Annotated in this window: 20 protein-coding genes; 9 read left to right on the forward strand and 11 right to left on the reverse strand. The window is 35.3% G+C overall.

Annotation, left to right across the window (positions count from 1 at the left end):
- The first annotated feature begins 78 nt into the window (after window positions 1-78).
- Entirely contained in the window at window positions 79-1,335 is a 1,257-nt protein-coding gene (locus tag U8526_RS05080; RefSeq protein ID WP_334340882.1) for a PTS sugar transporter subunit IIC, read from the forward strand.
- Window positions 1,336-1,570: 235 nt separating this feature from the next.
- Here the strand turns inward: U8526_RS05080 and U8526_RS05085 are convergent, their stop codons facing one another.
- Window positions 1,571-2,881 (reverse strand): ATP-binding protein, encoded by a 1,311-nt coding sequence (locus tag U8526_RS05085; protein ID WP_334340883.1) that lies wholly within the window; start codon window positions 2,879-2,881, stop codon window positions 1,571-1,573.
- A gap of 248 nt (window positions 2,882-3,129) precedes the next feature.
- Here U8526_RS05085 and U8526_RS05090 point away from each other — a divergent pair, with 248 nt between their 5' ends.
- The 5 genes from U8526_RS05090 (at window position 3,130) to U8526_RS05110 (ending at window position 7,972) form a co-directional block, all read left to right on the forward strand.
- Window positions 3,130-4,185: a D-alanine--D-alanine ligase family protein gene (locus U8526_RS05090; RefSeq protein WP_334340884.1), complete on the forward strand. Its 1,056-nt coding sequence runs from the start codon at window positions 3,130-3,132 to the stop codon at window positions 4,183-4,185.
- 146 nt (window positions 4,186-4,331) lie between these two features.
- Window positions 4,332-5,243, forward strand: a complete 912-nt coding sequence (locus tag U8526_RS05095; RefSeq protein ID WP_334340885.1) for an L-lactate dehydrogenase — start codon at window positions 4,332-4,334, stop codon at window positions 5,241-5,243.
- Window positions 5,244-5,259: 16 nt separating this feature from the next.
- Window positions 5,260-5,634 (forward strand): RidA family protein, encoded by a 375-nt coding sequence (locus U8526_RS05100; RefSeq protein ID WP_334340886.1) that lies wholly within the window; start codon window positions 5,260-5,262, stop codon window positions 5,632-5,634.
- A gap of 227 nt (window positions 5,635-5,861) precedes the next feature.
- Complete coding sequence (gene nagA, locus U8526_RS05105; protein ID WP_334340887.1) at window positions 5,862-7,031, forward strand: N-acetylglucosamine-6-phosphate deacetylase; 1,170 nt, start codon at window positions 5,862-5,864, stop codon at window positions 7,029-7,031.
- A gap of 197 nt (window positions 7,032-7,228) precedes the next feature.
- Entirely contained in the window at window positions 7,229-7,972 is a 744-nt protein-coding gene (locus U8526_RS05110) for a glycerophosphodiester phosphodiesterase family protein (protein ID WP_334340888.1), read from the forward strand.
- Between the two features lie 427 nt (window positions 7,973-8,399).
- On the opposite strand, the gene U8526_RS05115 is transcribed toward U8526_RS05110, so the two are convergent.
- The 8 genes from U8526_RS05115 to U8526_RS05150 form a co-directional block, all read right to left on the reverse strand.
- The gene (locus tag U8526_RS05115; protein ID WP_334340889.1) at window positions 8,400-10,340 is read right to left on the reverse strand and encodes a hypothetical protein; all 1,941 of its coding nucleotides are present in this window, start codon (window positions 10,338-10,340) and stop codon (window positions 8,400-8,402) included.
- 184 nt (window positions 10,341-10,524) lie between these two features.
- Window positions 10,525-11,838, reverse strand: a complete 1,314-nt coding sequence (locus tag U8526_RS05120) for a zinc ribbon domain-containing protein (protein ID WP_334340890.1) — start codon at window positions 11,836-11,838, stop codon at window positions 10,525-10,527.
- An 822-nt stretch (window positions 11,839-12,660) separates the two neighbouring features.
- Entirely contained in the window at window positions 12,661-12,954 is a 294-nt protein-coding gene (locus tag U8526_RS05125; protein ID WP_334340891.1) for a PTS sugar transporter subunit IIB, read from the reverse strand.
- 16 nt (window positions 12,955-12,970) lie between these two features.
- Window positions 12,971-14,311 (reverse strand): PTS galactitol transporter subunit IIC, encoded by a 1,341-nt coding sequence (locus tag U8526_RS05130; RefSeq protein ID WP_334340892.1) that lies wholly within the window; start codon window positions 14,309-14,311, stop codon window positions 12,971-12,973.
- Between the two features lie 34 nt (window positions 14,312-14,345).
- Window positions 14,346-14,792, reverse strand: coding sequence for a PTS sugar transporter subunit IIA (locus U8526_RS05135; protein ID WP_334340893.1), 447 nt, complete (start codon window positions 14,790-14,792; stop codon window positions 14,346-14,348).
- A 5-nt stretch (window positions 14,793-14,797) separates the two neighbouring features.
- Window positions 14,798-15,187, reverse strand: coding sequence for a PTS sugar transporter subunit IIA (locus tag U8526_RS05140; RefSeq protein WP_334340894.1), 390 nt, complete (start codon window positions 15,185-15,187; stop codon window positions 14,798-14,800).
- Window positions 15,180-16,634, reverse strand: coding sequence for a BglG family transcription antiterminator (locus tag U8526_RS05145; RefSeq protein ID WP_334340895.1), 1,455 nt, complete (start codon window positions 16,632-16,634; stop codon window positions 15,180-15,182). The genes U8526_RS05140 and U8526_RS05145 overlap by 8 nt, the downstream gene beginning before the upstream one ends.
- Before the next feature lie 403 nt (window positions 16,635-17,037).
- Window positions 17,038-17,790, reverse strand: a complete 753-nt coding sequence (locus U8526_RS05150; RefSeq protein WP_334340896.1) for a tyrosine-protein phosphatase — start codon at window positions 17,788-17,790, stop codon at window positions 17,038-17,040.
- 66 nt (window positions 17,791-17,856) lie between these two features.
- Here U8526_RS05150 and U8526_RS05155 point away from each other — a divergent pair, with 66 nt between their 5' ends.
- Window positions 17,857-18,621, forward strand: a complete 765-nt coding sequence (locus U8526_RS05155) for a glycosyltransferase family 2 protein (protein ID WP_334340897.1) — start codon at window positions 17,857-17,859, stop codon at window positions 18,619-18,621.
- A gap of 70 nt (window positions 18,622-18,691) precedes the next feature.
- On the opposite strand, the gene U8526_RS05160 is transcribed toward U8526_RS05155, so the two are convergent.
- Together U8526_RS05160 and U8526_RS05165 are read right to left on the reverse strand one after the other, a co-directional pair.
- Complete coding sequence (locus U8526_RS05160; RefSeq protein ID WP_334340898.1) at window positions 18,692-19,405, reverse strand: helix-turn-helix transcriptional regulator; 714 nt, start codon at window positions 19,403-19,405, stop codon at window positions 18,692-18,694.
- Window positions 19,384-20,133: a helix-turn-helix domain-containing protein gene (locus U8526_RS05165; RefSeq protein ID WP_334340899.1), complete on the reverse strand. Its 750-nt coding sequence runs from the start codon at window positions 20,131-20,133 to the stop codon at window positions 19,384-19,386. Before U8526_RS05165 ends, U8526_RS05160 begins: the two co-directional genes overlap by 22 nt.
- Window positions 20,134-20,295: 162 nt before the next feature.
- Between U8526_RS05165 and U8526_RS05170 the strand changes: the two genes are divergently transcribed.
- Together U8526_RS05170 and U8526_RS05175 are read left to right on the forward strand one after the other, a co-directional pair.
- Window positions 20,296-21,246: a zinc-binding dehydrogenase gene (locus U8526_RS05170; protein WP_334340900.1), complete on the forward strand. Its 951-nt coding sequence runs from the start codon at window positions 20,296-20,298 to the stop codon at window positions 21,244-21,246.
- Between the two features lie 79 nt (window positions 21,247-21,325).
- The gene (locus tag U8526_RS05175; protein ID WP_334340901.1) at window positions 21,326-22,132 is read left to right on the forward strand and encodes a MerR family transcriptional regulator; all 807 of its coding nucleotides are present in this window, start codon (window positions 21,326-21,328) and stop codon (window positions 22,130-22,132) included.
- Window positions 22,133-22,178 lie beyond the last annotated feature (46 nt).

Raw genomic sequence — 22,178 nt, forward strand, 5'->3', positions numbered from 1 at the left:
TATTGAATAATAGCGCTTACAAGAATATACTTTCTCTGTTGCAAGATCGTTCTACAACGGAAAGAGGGGTACGGACTTTTGAAAAACTTCATGGATTGGCTACAAAATACGATTATGCCACCGATGTCAAAAGTCGGTAATAATAAATATTTAGTTTCTATACGTAATGGGTTAGTGCTAACACTTCCAGCTATTATCAGTGGTAGTATATTCCTAATTGTTGGTAACATTCCAATAACGGCGTGGGAAAACTTCATTAAACCATATATGAATATGATTGGAGTAGCCGTTAACGGTTCTTTTGGAATAATTTCATTGCTTGCTGCTATCGGAATTGGTTATGAATTAGCTAAAGAGCTGGGGGTTGATGCTATTTCAGGTGCCGGACTATCAACGATGGCGTTTGTGATTGTTTCATTCAATGACAAGTTCAAATTAGATACCAATAATTTCTCATCATCTGGATTATTTACTGCTATTATAACTGCTATGATATCCGTCACAATTTTAAATTTCTTTATTAAAAAGAATATTATTATTAAGTTACCAGACGGAGTACCAACAGCCGTTTCCAATTCATTTGTTTCATTATTACCAGGATTCGTTATTTTAGTTCTATTCTGGTTTATCCGTATGCCATTGCATATTGATATTAATTTAGTAATTCAATCAATTTTCCATCCATTATTGTTTGCGATGAACACATTGCCAGGTATCTTGGTTTACACATTCCTAGTAAGTTTGCTCTGGGTCTGCGGTATTCACGGTGATATGACTTTGGAAGGAATTGCTGATCCAATTTTTCTACAATTTTTAGCTGCTAACGGAACTGCTTTTGCACATCATCAACCACTTCCTTATGCCACAGCTGCTGGATTCTCCAGTTTGATGGTTAATGTTGGTGGTACTGGTGCCACAATTACTTTAGTTGCATTAATGCTATTCTCTAAAAGTAAAACTTATCGAGATCTTGGACGAGTTGCTTTCCCTGGAGCCTTGTTTGAAATTAACGAACCAGTTATTTTCGGATTCCCTATCGTTATGAATCCATTGACAATGATTCCATTTATCGTAATTCCTTTGATCTTAGCTACAGGAAGTTATCTCCTAATTCAATTAGGTTTGATGAATGCACCTGTTGCCATGGTTCCTTGGACAATGCCTCCAATTATTGGACCATTGATGGCTACTGGTTGGGATTGGCGTGCTGCCGTTTGGTCAGCTGTCGAACTAGTTTTGGCCGGAGCTATGTACTATCCATTCTTCAAAGTTGCTGAAAAAGGTATGCTTGCTAAAGAAAAAGCTTCTACAGATGAACAAGTTGCTGAAAAGTAATTTGCATAATGTTATTAAGTTAAAAAGAACGATGATCAGTCAAAAGAGGCTGATTATCGTTCTTTTTGTTATCTAATTTAAAAGCGTGCGAATTGCTTGCTTTTTCGCACGCTTTTCGCACGCTTTTTTTATTTTAAATTATGCCTTACGCCAAAACACTTGGTATCTATGAATTTTTAACTTATATTAATAATTTGATTGCGAAAAACAATTGCTTGTTTTTTTACTTATCTTTTTATTTTAAATTATGTCTTGTAATAAGGTATCTTGTCTTAACTGATTTACCAGTTCGTTTGATGATGCCTTGATTTATTAGTATGTTTAACGATTTTCTGATATTATAGTTCGACATATTAAGATTTTGTTGAATTTCTTTTTTTGATTGACTACCATTCTGTTTAAGAAATTCAACAATTAAATCTTCATTAGTCTCTAGGCTGCTATTAGTCATATTAGATACGGTACTATTACTCCAATTAAGGTTAGGTAGTGTAACTTTGAATGAGTTAGGGCGCACCTCAAATATGGGCTTTTTATCAGTTCCATCGTAGACATTATACATTCTACGGATTCTAGTTCCATAGTTTTCAATGTATTTTAATTTATCCAAAATGTGAACCAACTGAGGATTTCGTACAGCCGTCATACCGTCCGTGATTTCTTCTAAAGATAAGCCATCAGGAATGCCACCAGGGGATAGGATTTCCATTCGATCATCAAATATTTCGACCTTTATAGTTGAATGAAGTAAGTAATCTCTATGAGCAAATGCATTTACTACAGCTTCCCTAACTGCAGCTTCGGGGTAGTCTTTCGTCTCATGACGCTGGGGAGCACCATCAATCTTTATTTTAGTGTGATTATTCAGACTAATGAAATATAACAATTCGTCAATTTGTGAAGTTAAGGCACCTTTGATTTCCCTTTTATCTTTAAACACCATTACGTTGGTGCCTTGATAAATGGCCACCTTAGTAATGATGTCATTTTCATCACTAACGAGAAATGCAGCATTATTATAGATGCTTGATTCCTTTAACATATGAAGAGCTTTGATACTGAAACTCACATTTTTAAGTGAAGATCTTTTCTTTAGTTCAGAGAAATTTAAATTTTGATTTACAGACATTTCCGAGTCAAATTCGTTATTATCACTGTTTTGTTGTAACATTCTTTTGATTTGTTCATTAGTGGCTTTAACTGCAGAACTACCATACCTGATATAAACACCTTTAGAAGTATATCCTTCACTGTCAATAGCATAAGGGACGTGTCGACCTGGTCTCACTTTAATTGTAAAAACTTTTTCATTCGGGAGAATATCAATGAGGCTAAATGGAGTAGGATAAAATGCATTCATATACCAATGGTTTAGTTTTTCTTCCCACTCATGTTTTTGAGATTCAGATACAGGTAATGGATTGTGTGTCTTGTCGTCAACACCTAAATAGATAGTTCCACCATTAGTATTTAAGAAACTAACAATTTCACGTTTTAGTTTATTTGTGAATTCACTTTTGTATTCGACGTTTTGATCTTCATTCATAGTCCAAGATTCACTTTCATCAATTTATATTAATTATACTAAATTTTTATTATTATGATATTCTAGATGGTTAGTTTTGAAAGTTACTGAAAAAATATATTTGCCAAAGGAAAAACTTTCACAAATCAATTTTATTTTTTCCTATTTATTTAATGATAAAAATGGAATTCAACGTTGTTTTATGCTATTCTGTAGGTTCTAGGATTACGCTTAAGTATAATTAAATAAAAAGGATTAGGTGAAACACAATGAAAATTGTCGTTCTTTCAGGTGGAAGAAGTACAGAAAGAAATGTTTCTTTATCTTCCGGAGTTAAAATCACCAACGCACTACGTAGTAAAGGTTACGAAGTAGCTTACGTTGATTCATTCTTAGGTAAGGATATTGAAGAAGATAAAATTGATGATCTCTTCACTACTGAACCTGAAGATGAAGGAAAATTAGTCATTGATGACGAAGTTCTTACTGATGAGAAGATCAATGCATTGAGAACTGATGGCACAAGAGGTCTTTTAGGTAGAAACGTTCTTAATATTTGTCGTCACGCCGATATTGTCTACATGGGACTTCACGGTGAAGATGGTGAAAATGGTAAGATGCAAGCGGTATTCGATGTCTTTGATATCAAATATACAGGTAGTGGTTCATTAGCTTCAGGACTAGCTATGGATAAGAAATATTCTAAAGAAATTTTTGTACAAGATAACATTCCAACAGCTCAATACACAACAACTAAAACTGCTAAGATTTTGTCAGAAGATATTCCATTCAACTACCCAATGGTTGTTAAACCTTCAAATGGTGGTTCAAGTGTTGGTACACATATTGTTAACAATGCTACAGAGTTGAGAGAATCAGTTGCGGATGCTTTGAGATTTGATGACGAAGTCTTGATTGAAGAATATATCAAGGGACGTGAATTCTCAGTTGCTATCGTTGATGGATTAGTTCTTCCAGCCGTTGAAGTTACGGTTGATACTGGTTGGTACGATTTCCAACACAAATTCCAAGCTAACAACGTAACACACTTCATTACTCCCCCAGATAACTTGGATGATAAGATTCATGCAAATATGCAAGCATTGACTAAGAAGACTTTTGAAGCCTTGGGTATGAGCAATTACGGTCGTGTTGATTTCTTATTACGTGACGGTCAATTGTATGTAATGGAAGCTAATACTTTACCTGGTATGACACCATTGTCATTGATGCCAAGAGAAGCCGAAGCTGCTGGTATTTCATACGCTGACCTATGTGAAAGAATCATTAAGAGCAAAGTTAAGTACTACGAAAAAAGAAAGTAATAATTAGTTTAATTCAAAGGCCATCTTCCTTAATTGGAGGATGGCCTTTTTTGTATAGATTTTTAGACTGGTTAAAGCGATTACAAATATAGAGTATAATCGGGATATGAACTATTCTTAAAAAATTTGATTGCGAGGTATGATTCATGACAAGAAAAATTGGAATTGTTGGAATGGGAAATGTTGGTGCTGCTTGTGCACATTATATTGTTGCCGGCGGATTTGTCGATGACTTGGTACTAATTGATAAGAACGAGAAGAAAGTTAAGGCTGACGCTTTAGATTTTGAAGATGCGATGGCTAACTTACCAACACATACTAATATTTATGTAAATGATTATTCTCAATTAGATGATGCCGATATTATTATTTCAGCCGTTGGACACATCAAGTTAATCGGTGGAGAACATCCAAACCGTTTCGGAGAGTTGAAACCAACTGGTGACTCTGTAACCGATGTTGCCAATAAGATTAAGCAAACTAAATTTAATGGCATTATGGTAGTAATCAGTAATCCAAATGATGTTATGACTTCAATGTATCAACAAATTCTTGGCTTCCCTAAGGAACGTGTAATTGGTACAGGTACATTACTAGATTCTGCCAGAATGAAACGTGCTGTGGGTAAGGCTTTTGATGTCGATCCACGCTCGGTTTCAGGTTATAACTTAGGAGAACACGGAAATTCTCAATTTACAGCTTGGTCAACAGTAAAAGTCATGGATCAGTCAGTAAAAGATTTGGCTGAAAAGAATGGCCTAGATTTAGATCAAATTAATGAAGACGTAAGAATGGGTGGTTTCACAGTCTTTGATGGTAAAGGATATACCAACTATGGTGTATCAACCGCTGCTGTAAGACTATCATTAGCAATTTTAAATGACGCTAATATTGAACTTCCTGTATCTAACTATCGTGAAGAATACGGCGTTTACCTATCATACCCAGCTATTGTTGGTCGTGACGGAATTGAAAAACAATTACAATTAGATTTGCCACAAGATGAGTTAGATAAACTTCAATATTCAGCTGATTATATCAAAAAAAATCTAAAGTAATTTAGAGGTATAAGTCATGAAAAGAACTATTGCAAATAACGCTCCTGCAGCAATTGGACCATACGTCCATGCCACAGAAGCTAATAGTATTATTTTTACTTCGGGACAAATTGGTCTGAATCCTCAAGATGGTAAATTGACTGAGGGAATTGAAGGACAAACAAAACAAACTTTGGAAAATTTAAAGAATATTTTGGAGTCTGCTAACAGTGATTTTGAACACGTTTTGAAGGCTACAATTTATTTAGATGACCTAGCCAATTTTTCTAAGGTAAATAATATTTACAAAGATTATTTCAATGGAGAATTTTCTGCTAGAAGTGCAGCAGAGGTTTCCAAATTGCCTATGGGTGCAAAGGTAGAAATAGAACTGATTGCGGAAGCTAAATAATAAATGTAAAGGGGAATTCAGAAATGTGAATTCCTCTTTTTACTTTTATAAAGCCATTCGCAATGTAAAATTTTAGATAAGTCGTCCTTTTTAACAGAAATTTTTGCTACCATGTAACTGGTACAGAAATGTATCATCTTTTTGTTAATAAAGTAACTAATCCATGTGGTATAGACCGATAAACAATGCTATAATGAGATTGTTAAAATTAGTAAGGAGACTAGATAATGTCATATTATATTCATGCTAAGAAGTTCTTTTTAAAAAACACTACTGAAAATGGCGGCTACTTAGAAGTTACTGATGACGGTAAGTTCGGTAAGTTCGGTAAGTTCTATCATGCTGACGAAGAAAAACCTGAAGGTAAAGTTGTTGATTATTCAGACAAATTCATCGCCCCAGGTCTAGTTGACACACATATTCATGGTCTTGTAGGTCATGATGTTATGGATGATGATTTCGAAAAATTAAACGAAATGTCAGAAGGTCTACTTAAAGCTGGTGTTACTTCATGGTTGCCAACAACTTTGACAGCATCACACGACCAACTAAAACATATTTGCCAAACAATTGGTGATAACTACAAGAAGGCTACTGGTGCTAAGATTCAAGGTATTCATTTTGAAGGACCTTTCTACACAGAAAAGCACAAGGGTGCCCAAAATCCTAAGTACTTCAGAGATCCAGATGCCGAAGAATTCGAAGACTGGCAAGAAGCTGCTCACGGCATGATCAAGAAGATTTCTATTGCTCCTGAAAGAAAAGGTTCAGTTGAATTCACTAAAGCTGTTGCTTCAGATGATGTTGCTGTATATCTTGGACACAGTGATGCTACATTTGAACAAGCAAAGGCTTGTGTTGAAGCAGGTGCTACAGGATTCACACATACATACAATGGTATGAGTGGTTTGAACCACAGATTACCAGGTATGGTAGGTGCAGCTCTTTCAATGCACTTAGTAGATGATGAATTAATCTGTGATGGACATCACGTTAACCCATTCGCAGCAAGAATCGTTGTTGAAAAGAAGGGTGCAGAACACGTTGCCCTAATCACTGATTGTATGCGTGCCGGTTTGATGCCAGATGGTGACTACGTACTTGGTGAATTGCCAGTTGTTGTTGCTAACGGAACAGCCAGATTAAAGGATGAAACACACAACTTAGCCGGTTCAATCTTGATGCTAAACGAAGCTATCAAGAATGTTGTTGACTGGAACATTGCTACAGACGAAGAAGCCGTAGAAATGGCAAGTTATACAGCTGCTAAGAGTTCAAAAGTTGCCGACAAGTGTGGTATTATCGCTGACGGTAGAGATGCCGACTTCATCGTACTTGATGATGATATGACATTATCAGAAACATACCTTGACGGTGTATCAAGATATAAAGCTTAGAAAAAGAGAGTGTAACAGGGATTGCCCCTGTGCAGCTCGTTTTCACTATAAAACATAGAACATTGGTTATTTACCAAACAAAGATAGCTAATCAATAATAAAACCAAAACTAAAAAACTGAGGCAACCAATAAAGTCACCTCGGTTTTTTGGTCCCTTGCATGGCTGTTGTATACTCTACATATCGGGAGGATTACTATGAATAAAAAAATTGTTGCTCATAGAGGAATACCAACATTAGCACCTGAAAATACTATGGCCTCATTCAATGAGGTAGTAAATCATGATGTTAAATGGATCGAGACTGATTTAAGCATCACTAAGGATGAAAAGGTTTTTGTCATTCATGATGACAAATTAGATAGAACGACAAATCAATCTGGTTCAATCGAAACTGTTGATAGTGAAACAGTCGCAAGTGCTGATGCTGGATATTGGTTTGCGGAGAAATTCCGTGGTGAAAAAATACCAACTTTAGACCAACTAATTGATTTTCTTAATATCCACAAAATTAATGCCAATATCGAGTTAAAGGGTGTTGTGGGGGACAATGCCAATTATTTAGCTGATAGATTGGTTGAAGAGTTTGTTAAGGCGTTGGATCGATTGGATGAGCATGTTGAGTTAATTATTTCTAGTTTTAATCCAATTATGCTGGAAAAGATGTACAAGTTAAGACCAGATTTGAAATACGCGGTCTTGTTCAGTCGAGCAACGCTTGGTGATGACTGGAATCTAGTTATGCAAGCATGTCATGCCAAAATTGTTCATCCAGATGGGGCTTCATTAACTGAGGCAAAAGTTAAAAAGATGAAGGATTATGGTTATGAGATCAATGCTTGGACGATTGATGATGTTAATCGTGCTCAAACACTTCTCAAGTGGGGCGTTGACGGAATAATTACTAATATTGCTGATAGAATGAGTTTCTTAGAAGAATAATACAAAAACAGCCTCGTAGAAGTTAACGCATTGACTTCTACGGGGCCCTTTTTGTCTAGACTAAGTTATTGTATCAGAGGATTCATCACGATGAATGACAATTCTGTAGTTCTCCAAGGGAAAAGAACTATTCAAACACATGGTACATTTAAAATCATTTATAGATACAACAAGATCTCTCACAAGTTTGATCTTGCGTCATCTCTATTTCAACCCATTCTCTTAATACTATCCCATTCAATTTACAAGTACCTTGACTACGATTTCTTTAAATCGGTGATGTTTTGGTAGATGTAAGCTCACAAATACTATGTGAGACTTCGAGAAATGAGGAAACAGTTTCTTTCCATTTCTCTTACCGATAAGTATAAACAGAATGAAGACTAATCCAAGAATGTACTGCTATTCATACCCTTTGTATAATGGGTTATTGGTTATGAATACTGTCGCTAAATTGCCAAGTTAATGCTGCACTGTATTTTCCCTCCATGAGATTCCCTTTATTTACATGTAGAAGTGGACCCTGGTTTTTGTGCCATTTAATGGATTTGAAAATTTCTCCAGGTGTAGTTTCATGAACAAGAACTGTATTATAAAGTGATTTAAAAGAATCTCCCTCATAATAACGTAAATCAACTGGCAGCTCCGTTGTACCATTTATGAAACTAGTATTTTGAGTTAGATAGAGTGCGATATGCTTTCGATCACGTCTTTGGTCATCAATAGAAATCATCTCATTGGGATCATTTTCTTCAGGTAGACGATGCTTTAAAGTATTCTGATCAAAAATCGTAATTGGTTCGAAATTCAGACTTTTAAGTGAAAAATTCAATTTATTGTTGATGTAATTAATATTTAAATCTTTACCCTGGCTAGTATATTCATCGGAATCAGGGTCTAAGCCGAAGAAATCGACTCTGGAATCAAATGACTCACGTTTATTGATGTTTTTAACAGTTGTTGAAATAAAGACTTTCTTTTCTTTATGAGAGTTGTCAAAATCACCTAATTTGATATTCAATAGTTGATTCTTTTCGTTTGTAGTCAGTGAATAATCAGAATTAGCGATTTCTATGCCATCAATTTTAATATTCTCAATTTGAGTATCTAAATGAAGTGGCAGAGTGATGTAAGAGTTGTGAATATCTCGTTTACTATTATTATATAAATCGATGTCATAATTTAACTCGTCATCATTAATTACATCATTTAATTGAGTATCAGTATTATTTTGAGACGATGTTTTATTAATCAAAGTGGTTGAAACTTCCAATCTGGGATCATTTGGTGGCAAAACTTTAAGTGTTGCTGGGCCAAGTAAAACGTTACTACTATTTTTTCCTTGTTTAGCAATGATTTCAGCGTAGTATTTTTTTCCATTATCTTTGGGATGAACGCGGGGAGTTTCATAGAAAGCCTTGTCAGTAGGGTTTGTCTGAGTTTTGACTAGTTTTTTTTGCTGCGAACCAATTTGTTCGTACCAGTTAACCACTACGTCGCCGACGGTATCTTCACGCTCATCATCATTTGATCCTTGAATTTCAAAATAAGTTTTTTTACCCTCGGGTACAGATTGGTTTAGTAAACCATTACCAACAATTATTTCTTTAGAGGCAGATACCTTAGTATTATCTTTGTTATAAATTGTTCCAGTAATCTTAGCAATACCAGAGTTGCCTTTAGTATTGGCAAAAACATGACCATCTTCGTCAACGGTCGCCAAATCTTTTTTATCGATATTCCATTGAGGAGATTCTGTTGCGTTAAGAGGGTCTGAAATTGAGTAGGCAAAAGTAGTATTGCGAGTAATATTGCTGTCGATGTTGAATAAATAATTATCTCTGGTATTAATTTCCATTCTTTTAGCAGCTACAGGTTGAGGTGAAACGTCAACAGTCGCTACTTTTGAATAAAAAGTACTTCCAGCAACGGTGGTATAAGGAATAACATAAGATGTGTCTAATTGGTAATATGCTCGACCTGTTCTGGTAGGAACAAAATTAAGTGAAGATTTACCATTTATTCCTTTCTCAACTACAAACCATGTTTCCCCATCGAAGGATTGCCACCAATGATAACGTGGCGAAAGTAAAAAATTAGACCAAGGTGTTCGATCAACTTCAGTTTTAATATGAAGTTTGTCACCAGATGTGATGTAGTAATTATCTCTAGGTTGTTCGGAGTAACCACTAACCCTTGTTATTCCTAGAAACCTTTTGAGATCAGGACTAGGATTAAACTTATGCGGTGTGTCAGGGTCTTCTGTCCCGGCGATTGTAGTCTGCTCATTGGTAATTAAAGAAAAACCAGCTGTGAAAAGTACAATGAAACCAAATAATAACCTGATTCTAAAATTTGTATAAATCATTATAAATTTCTCCCTGTTGTTCTAAACTATAATCCATTGTATAGAATGTTGAATTTTTAATAAAGCAAAATTTGCAAGTTTTTAGCACTGAAAAGTGATTAAAAATAATTATAATTAGGTATAAAAAAACACGGAACATTATCCGTGTTTTTTTATTGTTTAATATTTATAAACTAATCAAAATTTATTTGATTCTAGGACGTAATGAGTATGACATCAATAATGAAACAATTGATGTAACCAAGATTACGTAGAAACTAGTACCAAAGGAACCATTAGTTGTTACGGCAACTTGTCCGGTAATAGCAGTTGAGTTTACCAAGCCGGCATAAAGGGCTCCGTACAAAGCTGCATATAGGATAGTTGGTAAAACGGTAAAAATTCTTACTAATCTGATTGTGCCACGTTTTCTGAAGTTGGCGGCAATCAAGGTAATGATTGGCGACAAGAAACAGATAATACGGATGGCGGAAAATCCATTAGTGATCCAAATAGATTGAGCACCAATATTAGCTGTGTAATTAGCAGCGGTTGAAATAGTACTTGTTAGTGAAACTCCATTTAGGAATGGTCCACCGATAGAAGCAATAAAACCGATAATTGAAGAAATAATAATAACTTTTTGAGCAGTTGTTTTCTTATTAGTTTGAAGTTTTTCAGCCGCAATATCCCTCTTATTATGAGCAGGTTTTTGATATCTATCTTCAGTGTAATTATCGTCAGCACTGTCAGGATTCTTTTTCTTTAAAGAAGTTTCGCGCTTTAAAGCCTTATTGGCACCAGTTTCGTTACCATGACGTAATTGTGATAAGAGGAACCAAGCAATAAGGACGATGGCTAAGGCGATGAATCCATAGTTTCGTTTGAAAACTAATAGAATAGCCACAATAATAATAGCGATGATACTTACAAAAGCATTGTTCTTCGCAAATTTGATCATATTATGGATAAAACCATCGTTAGGATCTTCTTGCTCGGCCGCTTGTTTAGCCTTAGCAGCACGTAGTTCGCTTTCAGTAGGTTTGAAAGGATCACTTAATGGTTCTTTGATAGGATCATCAAAGGTATTAGCATTAGCCTTATATGGCTTTTGTGAAATAGGATTGAAATCATTTTTATTATAAACTTGTGTCCGGTCATCTAAAGGCTCGTCATTACTAGTGTTATTAAATGATGAACGGTCAGATTGTTTAAAAGTTTTCATCTCTGGTTCTGAATGTGGAACTTCTTGTTTGTGAGGTTCGAACTCAGGTTCAGACTGATTATTATCGTATTCACGTTTTTGAGCAGGAGCTTGTTGTAATACAGGTTTTTCCTCAGCTTTTTTAGTTGAGGGATCTTCCTGATTCAGTTCTTTTTCAATTTCGGACAAAGAACGGATTGAATCATCGTCTTTAGTCTCAGTTGTTTCAGCATTATTCTTTTTTAGGGCCCAACCACAGTTATCACAAAATTTCTGATCTGGATCAACTTTGTGGCCACAATTTGGACAAAACATTATTCGCATTCCTCCATTATGTTGACAAAATAAGTATACAAGACACTGATATGGATATGAAGACATTTGGTGAAAGTTCACAAAAAGGTCACATGTTATATACATCCGAACCTTAATTATACAAAATATTTTTAAAGTTTGCTTAAAAACATCCTAATCATCCATATTATACTCATTTTAAAGAAAAGCTAGTTCGAGAAAATTTGATAGTGGAAGGATGCCGTCGGTAGTAGAAAATCTGTGGGCCTCTGGAACGTGGTGGACACGACTTGAAGCTAATAATTTTGTACTTCACACAAAATTATGGATCTCCAAGCTCGGTCTTCTGGTAACCTTGCTTCGCAAGCTAACCAGAACTTCACCACTTAGGGCCCACAGATTTTCTACTACCGACTAAAGTTTTGATTCTATTGTTAATTCTTAGTATTGCAGTGTTTGAATAGTATTTAATCCTCTTATAATTAGGTGAAAATTATGAATTTGGGTCTAAAAGAAGAATTAAAAGCATTGTTATACCAAAATATCTCTCATCACACACTATTTTTACTATTTAACATTTGATAGTGTACAGACAAAAGAACAGGATTTAGTCCGGAGCAAAAATTGGGAATGCGTTCAGCTATGAGATCATTGTTACCGGCTTTGCCGGTTACAATGAGGCCGATTTTGGAAATCCATTATTTTGCACGGAGTGTAAAATAATTAGTTCCAAAACGTGCCCATAGCGTTCCAACAGCATTCCCAATTTTTGTGGAGGACGGGTATTAAAAAGACGTTCATATCAACCATAATGGTCAATATGAACGTCTTCTCTATATAAAATTAAGCTTCAACTTTAGTTTTAATCTCTTCAAGAACTTTATCAGCACCGATTCCTGTTAATAAAGGAACACCGTTGATAACTTTGCTTTGAATTGAACTTGGAACCATTGTTGTTGAAACAACGATATCGTATTCGTCATTGCCGATAGCACTAACTTCGTCAGCAATCTTTGATTGTAGGAAGTGAACTTCGGAACTTAATCCTTGTTCATCCAAATAACTTTTAATTTTACCTGTAGCAACTGTAGAAGTAGCAATACCAGTACCACAAACGACCATAAGTGACTTTGCCATGTTTTAAACCTTCTTTTTAATTATTTTCTGCGGCGACTTTCTTGTCATGGAATTTGTTGAGCCAAATCATCAAGGCAAGAACGATAATACCTAAACCTATTATACCTGTCCAAGTTAGTAATTTACCAAGACCAACGATCATTAATGTTGTCCAAGTACCACCATCGGAAAGAATAGAGATAGAAGTTGCACCTTTCATTGCAAAATGAGCTGATTTAGCAGTAATTGTTAACAATGGAGCAGCCCATGAAGCAATCAATAGGGAAATGGCGATATCAATAATACCACCGATAACGATTCTAAAGACGTTACCACCAAAGACGGCAGCCATAACGGCAACCATGAATGGAATTGTAGCCAAATCACCGAAAGGTAGAACTCTGTTACCTGGTAGGATAACGGCGATTAATAGTGAAAGAGGTACAAGTACTAGGGATGCAGACAAAACGGCTTCTTGACCAACGGCCAAAGCTGAATCCATTCCGATGTAAAGACTGCGTCCAGGGAATTTCTTTTGAACCAAAGCATTAGCAGCTTCAGAAATAGGTTGTAGACCTTCCATTAGAAGTGCAACCATCTTAGGCATCAAAATCAAAACAGCAGCTGTTGACATACCTAAGTTTAAAATCTTTGTAACGCTGTATTGAGCTAGAGCACCGATAACAATACCAATGATTAGACCCATAACGGCGGAATCACCGAAAATACCAAGTCTCTTTTGAATTGTTTCAGGAGTCCAGTGAATATTTTTAACACCAGGGATACGGTCTAGCAACCAGTTAATAGGTAAGGCTAGAACGAATCCAGGGGCTGAAGCACCTTGTGGGAAAGAAATACCAGCAAGGCCATAATGTTTTTGAATTGTTGGAGCAGCAAGATCAGCTAGGAAGTAGATCCACATTGCGTGAACGACCATTGTAGCAAGACCTAATCCAAATTTGTTTGTTGCGGCATAAACTAGTGAACCAGTGAAGGCAATATGCCAGTAGTTCCATAAATCGACATCTAGTGTCTTTGTAAGTCCGAAAATCAAGAGAACAACGTTTAAAGCAACTCCGATAGGAATAGCCAAACTTCCTAAGGTAGTACCGTAAGAAATTGCGGAAGCAGCTGGCCAACCAACATCAATAGTGTTCAAACTAAGATGGAAGTTTTTAACCATTGCTTGAGCGGCAGGTCCAAGATTATCAGTCAACAATCCGATAACCAAGTTCAAACCGATAAAACCAATACCAACCGTAATAGCGGCCTTGAATGCACGACCCGGTTTAATTCTAAGAATCAACGCGAAAACGAATAACAACATTGGCAAGAATACTGTTGGACCAGCACTCAATAACCATTTAATAACAGCCATAATGACATCTCCTCATAATATTTAACCCTAAAAATTAAAGATCATTTTCTTTTAATATATCAATGATGCTTTTTGAATCTTTGGCAGCAATTAATTCAGATACAGCAGTTTCGTTTTGAATTAGTGCTACTAATTTTTGCAATGTTTCTAGTTGAGCATGTGGTTCTTTTAAAGCTAACATGAAAATTAATTTAGCTTCGACATCAGCTCCGTCCCCCATTTGCAAGAATTTAACTGGTTGAGCCAATCTAGCAATAGCAATCTGTGGTTTGTTAACGTGAATAGCATCAGTATGTGGAATAGCGATACCAAGACTTGGTGCATTTAAACCAGTAGGAAACTCTTTTTCACGTTTAATAACGGCGTCTTTGTAACTTTCTTTGACGACATCTTTTTTGATCAATTCGTCAGCGACCATTCCTAAGGCTTCAGTGCTATCCTTTGGTGCAATATCAAGTAAAACAATTTCTTCGTCGAACATTTTTTTCACTCCTCTACGATTTTTTGTAAGTCAGCGGTGTTTCTACAATTGCGTAATTTATCCAATCCTGCATCATTTAAAATGCCACCTAAGAATTTTTCCAGATCCTTATCAAGATAGACAACGTTTAAAATTATAAACAAAGATGTGGCATAATAATAATTTATTTTGTAATTTACCAAAATAATTCCCTGCATTTGGCCATCATACTCAATGTGTGGTAGATCAAAGTTATCGCCGATTTGCACAGAACCTAACTTTTCTCGTTCAGTAACTTTAGTTAAAACTTCGTCAGCCTGAATATTGTAAAGCGAGGCAACCTTTTTACTAATGATGCGATTCAATTCCTGTTTTGAGTCTACATTGTCGATTTGGTAGTAATTGTACTTAAACATTTAAGAACGATTTAACCCTTTGTAAATCTAATTCATTTAATAAAGGACTGACTACGACGATGGGGACTTTACTTTGCTCAGGAATAGCAACGGTACTGATGATGAGATCCACTTCGGCATTGTATTTGGCCATATCTTCACGATAACTGTAAGAGGAAATCACATCAGTGATATTTAGATTAGGTATGGCATTCAACAACTTAGTTCTAAGCAATTGAGCCGTTCCGATACCGGTGGTACACATTAGTAAAATTTTATTTGTTTTAGCGCTTTCTTCAATAGACTTAACCACATACAGAGTAATGAAACTAATTTCATCTTCCGATAATTTCAATTGGTACCGCTTCGTTGTGTAACTATCAACTATCTGTTTCGTTTGTTGGAACTCTTGACTGTAACTGTCTTTTATTTCATCGACCAGGGGATTTACAACGACAAGACTTGATTTCAAACGATTGAGCATTGGTTTGATGTGGGCGCAAAGATCAGTTAGCAAATGTTGCTTATTGATGATTTTCTGGAAAGGATAACGGTTGATGATTTCGTTAGCAAAATCAATTACCGGCTTCTCAAATTGAGTAGTAGGCGCGGCGTTATTGATTTGCTGAATATCATTACTGTGCATGTATCGTAAGGATAACAGATATTGTGATAGGTATATGATCTCGCTGGCATCAATCGTACGATTCGTATAACGGGAAATGTTCTCAATAATCAACCGTGCGGTTTCGTAAAACTGATCGTATTTAATATCAGTTGTCTCAATTTTCTTAGGCTTATCCGCATGAGCTACTGATCGAATTCTTCCCATTAAAATGTATAAGTGAGAAAAAATATTTAAAGTATAGGGATCGACTAAGACAACGTTTAACTCATCTTGAATTAATGTTAATTGGGTAATCAAGAAGCTACGGTCGTTGTTATTGATGGAAGGGAAGATTTCTGAGATGGAAGTAAATCCTTCAGAAACAGCACCCTTGCGAATTAAGAAGAAATTCAGAGCCTGACGAATATTGATTTCACTACCATTGACGATTAAATGGGCGCTTTTGCGAGTGATTTTAATTTTAAATTTGTCGACGATTGAATTTATTTTTTGAATCTCTTTATTTAAAGCTGATTCGGAAAGATAGAACTTATCAGCCGTGTTGAAAAATTTTGGTCCAACTGGTTGATTAAAAAGAATGTAAACACCGATGGCATAAGTACGTTTCTTATTTTCCGTTAAGTCGTCAAAATTCTCAGCCCATTCGGAATCGTTGCCAGGTTCAATAGTGTAACCAAGACCACGTTGGGAAGTAATGATTTCTTTGTCATTATTTATCTTTTTAATGGTTCGATAAATTGTTTTAGTGGATACATTCAATTCTTTGGCTAAATCTGTGGATTTAATATAGCCAGTATTCTTAGAAAGAAACATGATAACTTTCTTTGCGAGTGGATCCATGGTAGCCCTCCTTCTTAACTATAAGTATATGACGATAAGTCTAATTATCTTATAATAGAATGTCCATTGGAACGGACATTTGGTCCCTCTTTAGTCCTTCTTTAGTCCCTCTAAGTGACAAAGTCAAAAAAGGAGCGTATGTGTTCTTCGAACACATGCATAAGTCCCTCTAGGTGGTGAAGCCACTGAGAGGGACTAAAAAAAACCTCATACATTTTTATGTATGAGGGAAACGATGTTTTGGTTTTGTTATTCAGTCAAATAAAGATAGATCATGCACGGGAAGTCTGTAGGATTTGTAGTCAGATAAATCAGTGAGGTTACGTCTTCCCACAAATATTATAACGAAATTTGTTTACTTCTCGCCAACTTAGTTTGATATAAAAAGATATTAGATTTATTTTTACTCAGTATAAATTCGTTTGAGTTCTTCTAATTTAGCTTGATCAATTCCTAAGGCTTTATCTAGGTAGTTCTCGAAGCTGCCGTAGTAATGTTCAATGGCCTCAAAAATGGAAGTGATACTTTCCAAATCACCTTTGGTCATGTTCATTTTGTTGATATCTTGATCACCATTGGCATCGTTTAAAGTGGCTTCAATTTCGTCACTGTCTTGATACATTAAGTTAGTTAATAGGTAGTCTCTGGTAATTGTTTCGTCATCAACGCCTAAAGCTTTTAGAATCAAGAGGGCACCGATACCGGTTCTGTCTTTTCCAGCAGCACAGTGGAAGAGTAGGGATTGATGTTCTTTATTATTTTCTAAAAGACGGTCGAATAGGAATTTATAGGCTTGTTGTCCGTGTTTGTCCAGAACAACGCTTTGATAAATTAAACCTAAATAGGAATAATCGCCACGGTTGATAGCTCCAGCTAGTTTATCGCCGTTACCGGTTAAGGGGTAGACGGGATCAGAATAGATGCGGTAAAAACTGGAAGGGATGTCTGACCATGCTTGTTGTTCGCGTTCAGAACGAAAATCGACAACATATTTTAAACCATAGTTTTTAAGGTAGTTTAAAGAATTAGTTGTTAGATTACTTATATCCCCTGAACGAAGAAGCTTATTATATTTAATTGTCGTACCATCCTTAGTGGGATATCCACCAAGTTCACGTAGATTTATGGCACCTTCAAGATTTAAGATACGTTTCATTTTTATCCTCCCCTGTCTTGTTGCGTATTTTGGGTCATTAGAAGTAAAATAATATTAAGGTGACTTATGGTGAAAAATAAACTTTCAATTATTATGACGGCTTATAACGTAGCTAGCTATATTTCTAGCTCGATTGAATCGGTAATCGCTCAGACTAATCGTAATTTTGATTTAATCATTGTGGACGATTGCTCCTCAGATCAAACTCAGAAGATAATTCGCTCCTATGAAAAAAAGTATGATTGGATCTCTGTTGTTTGCCACGAACAAAATGCAGGTGTTTCGGCTGCCCGCAATACTGGATTAGCCAATGCCGACGGTAACTTAGTAACTTTCATTGATGGAGATGATTGGGTCGAACCTGATTACGTCGAACACTTTCTTTCCAAATTTGAAGATTACGATGTAGATATGGTTACCTGCGGATTCTTTAATGAAGGCGAAAATGGCAAAGTAAAAAATAAAGTATCGAATCGTCAAACCTCAATTGTAGGGCGTGATGAAGCTGTTAAACAAATAATCAAAATGACTGGCACAGTGATGGGTTATACCTGGAACAAAGCCTATGTCCGTTCGATTATTGCTGATAACAATTTAAGATTTCAAACTGATTTAGATTTAATGGAAGATCAGGTTTTTAACGTTGAATATGCGACTGTTGCGCGTCAATTTTATTTAGACAATCTTCCTTTGTACCATTATATTTCTAGGAAAGACAGCATTACCAAACGTTTTGCCGTAGAAAATGTGCGTGACGTTGGAGTCGCTAGAATGAAAGTTTATAAAACAATTCGAGACAGCACTCGAAAAGAAAAAGATCAAATGCAGTAGTCGAGCTTAGCTCGGCTTTTTTTGTCCGAATTACAATTAAAGAATAGCACTTTAGTAAAGATTATCTGCGCTATTTGGCAATTTTGTAGTACTGAATAGGATAAAATAATTCTTCATTTTTTAGAATGTCTTTATTATAATCTTTTAAAAATTTTGGGGATGATTCCTCAGATTGCAATATACTATATATCATTAAGTTTCTTAAAAGAAATGCAGGATTTGTTGGGATTAATGGGATTTTTTTTGCTGGAAGGGTCATAAAGATTTTTTCTAAAGAACATAGTAATTCAAATTTTGTTGTTTTTGTAAGTTCTTGATTGGTTCTGTTGAACTCGTACCATCTTAGGAAGAATAGTTTTGCAGTTTTACTTAGTTTTAAGTTTTGTGAATCGTTAATATCTTTAGTAATAGAATATTGCGATATTAATTTTAAAAAATCTTCTGATGATTTTTTTGGAAGCAATAGTGTAGATTCTTTCTCACAGATATTGTAATTATTCCAGAATTCCAACGGAGTATTGCAATTTGATAGTTTGATAATTTCTCTGCCTAAGATTCTATAAAGTTCCTTCTCCTCATTAGTCATGGTATTTTCTTTAAGAAAGTAATCCATACTTTTGTTAAAAAATTGGGAAAGCAAATAACAATGTTTGGGCGATGGCAGATTTTTTCCAGATTCCCATCTTCTAATAGATTCCGTGGAAACTTGTATCTCTTCCGCAAGTTGAGCTTGTGTTAATTTATAAAATTTTCTGTTTTTCCTTAATTTTCTAGATAATCCCATTTTGAAATTTCCATTCCTTTCAAATTACTATTCTCTATAAACATTGCTAGGTCTTCGAGTATGTATTCTTTATTTTCTAAAATGTGTGTTATTTTTATTGGATCGCGTTTATCTTTTATACTTAAATGACCTGACGAATCAGTATATAAGTTTTTAATAATTCTATCTTCCTCCGACTCACCTTTAGAATTATATTCAGTTTGCTTCATCCATATTCTAGAACTTTGGTAGATAGAATCTAAGGTAAAGGGATTACCATGATCTACATTTAGGAGATAGTCGTAATAGATTCTAAATATAAAATCGTATTTGGGAGTTGCAATCCAATTTATTTTGTTAAAAATTGTATATCTTTGAAGAAAACCAGTTATGTCATGAATTCCACAAAGTTGTGATATTTGATATCCAAATTTTTCAAATTCTTCGTTCAGATCAATTTTTGGATCTACGTCTGGGTTGTAGAGATCATCAATACTTATACCATAAAAGTTGCTGACATCAATTAGTGCTTTGGATGATATTTCATGATTTTTTATTTCCCAAGAATTAATTGTTGATTTTGTATAATGATGATTAGTTTTTTGTTCTATTAGCTTTTGTAACCCTTGAATTGAGAGTCCGAGATGGATCCGTTCGTATTTTAATTGTTCGTTTAATTTTATATGTGTTTCCTTTCGTTGTTTATATTGATTATTATGATTAATGTTGGGTGAACATAAAAGGAACACAATTGGTACATTTCGTAATAATAAGGTTGTTATATTTATAAAGTGAATATTTTGCTTTCAAAAAAACTTTGAAACTATCCCTTGACTGTAACGCAACGTGACAGTTTAAAGTATTTAATTGTTGAGAGATAAATACATTAAGTACACGAGGAGATATTAAATATGAAAGCAGTAGTTATTCGTAAGGCCGGTGGCCCAGAAGTTTTGAAGATTGAAAAACGTCCTATTCCTAAGGCAACTGAAAAGGAGACTGTAATTCACATTCGTGCCTTTTCCGTTCACCGTTATGAAGTTTTAACTCGTGAGGGTGGTTCTCCTTCAGTTAAGTTCCCAAGAGTTATTGGAGTTGAAGCTGTTGGTGAAGTTTTCGAACCTTCAAAGAACAGTGATTTAAAGAAGGGTCAAAAAATCGTTATCATCAATGGTGGCTTTGGTCGTGAATTTGATGGTAGTGAACAACAATACGCTTTAGTACCTGACGACATCGTTCGTCCAGTTGAATTCGATGGTTCATGGGCTGATTTCGCAATTTACCCTGAAACATTCTATACAGCTTTTGGTGCTTTGAAGACAACTAAATTACAAGCTGGTCAAACACTATTAGTTCGTGGTGGTACAACTGGTGTTGGTATGGCTGCAATGGTTTTGGCTAACGCAATGGGTATCAAAGTTACTGCAACAACTAGACGTGAAGAGCGTCGCCAAATGTTACTAGATATGGGTGCAACCGATGTTGTGATCGATCAAGATGGTAAACTAGAAACTGAAAAAGCTTATGATGGTTTACTAGATATGGTTGGTGCTCCCGTTGTCAGTGATTCATTAGCTCATGTTAACCGTGGCGGTATTTACACAGTCGTTGGTTTGTTAGCTGGTGAATGGTTATGGAAGAACTTCGATCCATTTGAAAATATTGGTGGCAAATACATTACAGCCTTTGATGGTGTTGATATTAGTAATGAATTAGTAGCTGATATGTTCAGGTTGATCAATGACAATCACTTAACAATTCCCGTTTCTAAGGTCTTTAAACTTGATGACATTCAAGCAGCACAAGAATATGTAATGAAACATGATCGTCCAATGGGACAAGTTATTGTTACAACAGACTAAAAAGAATTTATACATCTCGTGAGAGGTGTATTTTTTTTGCTAATTTAGCATATAATTTTAGTAATATGAGGAAAACGAAATGTTAAAAATTAGTGAAATGGCACAATTGGCAAATACAACAAGAAGAACTTTGATATTTTATGATGAAGCAGATGTATTTCATCCTAAAGAACGCAGTGATAATGGCTATCGTTATTATGATTATGATCAACTGTACGATCTATTATTTATTTTAGGCATGAAGAATCTAGGCCTACCGTTGGAAAAAATTAAAGGATTGCAAAATAATTCAAGTACTGAAGTCATGGATGAATTATTAAATATTCAGAAAACAATAGATGGGAAAATTACAGAATTGTCTAAAATCCAATCAGTAGTTTCTAAAAAAGTTGGCGAGGGCGAACAACTTTTGATTCAACCTTATCAACCAGTAATTGTTAAACGTCCTAAGATTTCATTTTGGTGCTCGCAAAAATCAGTTTCCTGTACAGATGAAGAGATTGCGGAATTGTTTGGCTCATTTTACAAGGAACTAGATGCTCTTGCTTTAATGGATGGTAATCAATCAGGCTTTTTAACTGATTTACCTGATGCAAATGCTAAGGACTATCCAGATGCTTCTTTTCGAGTTATCAAAGAATGCTCTACTAATAATAGTGGTAAGGCTATGCCAATGATTGAAAAACCAGCCGGCGAATATGCAGTTGTTAAAGTTGGCAATGGTACTGACGAAGTCTGTCAGGGATTAGAAAAGCTGGAAGATTTCTGTCAAAAAGGAAATTTGAAGATTAATACTGATTTATGGCAAATGAATGATAACAGCGTTTTAACAAATCGTGGTGGATCAGATTTTATATTTTTGGAATATCAATTAAAAAATAAATAAAATGTTTTTTGCGGTACCTCTCAAATGTCATAATGTGGCGACCCTC

Origin of the sequence: Companilactobacillus sp. HBUAS56275, assembly GCF_036913655.1 — a bacterium.
GTDB classification, from domain to species: Bacteria; Bacillota; Bacilli; order Lactobacillales; family Lactobacillaceae; genus Companilactobacillus; species Companilactobacillus pullicola.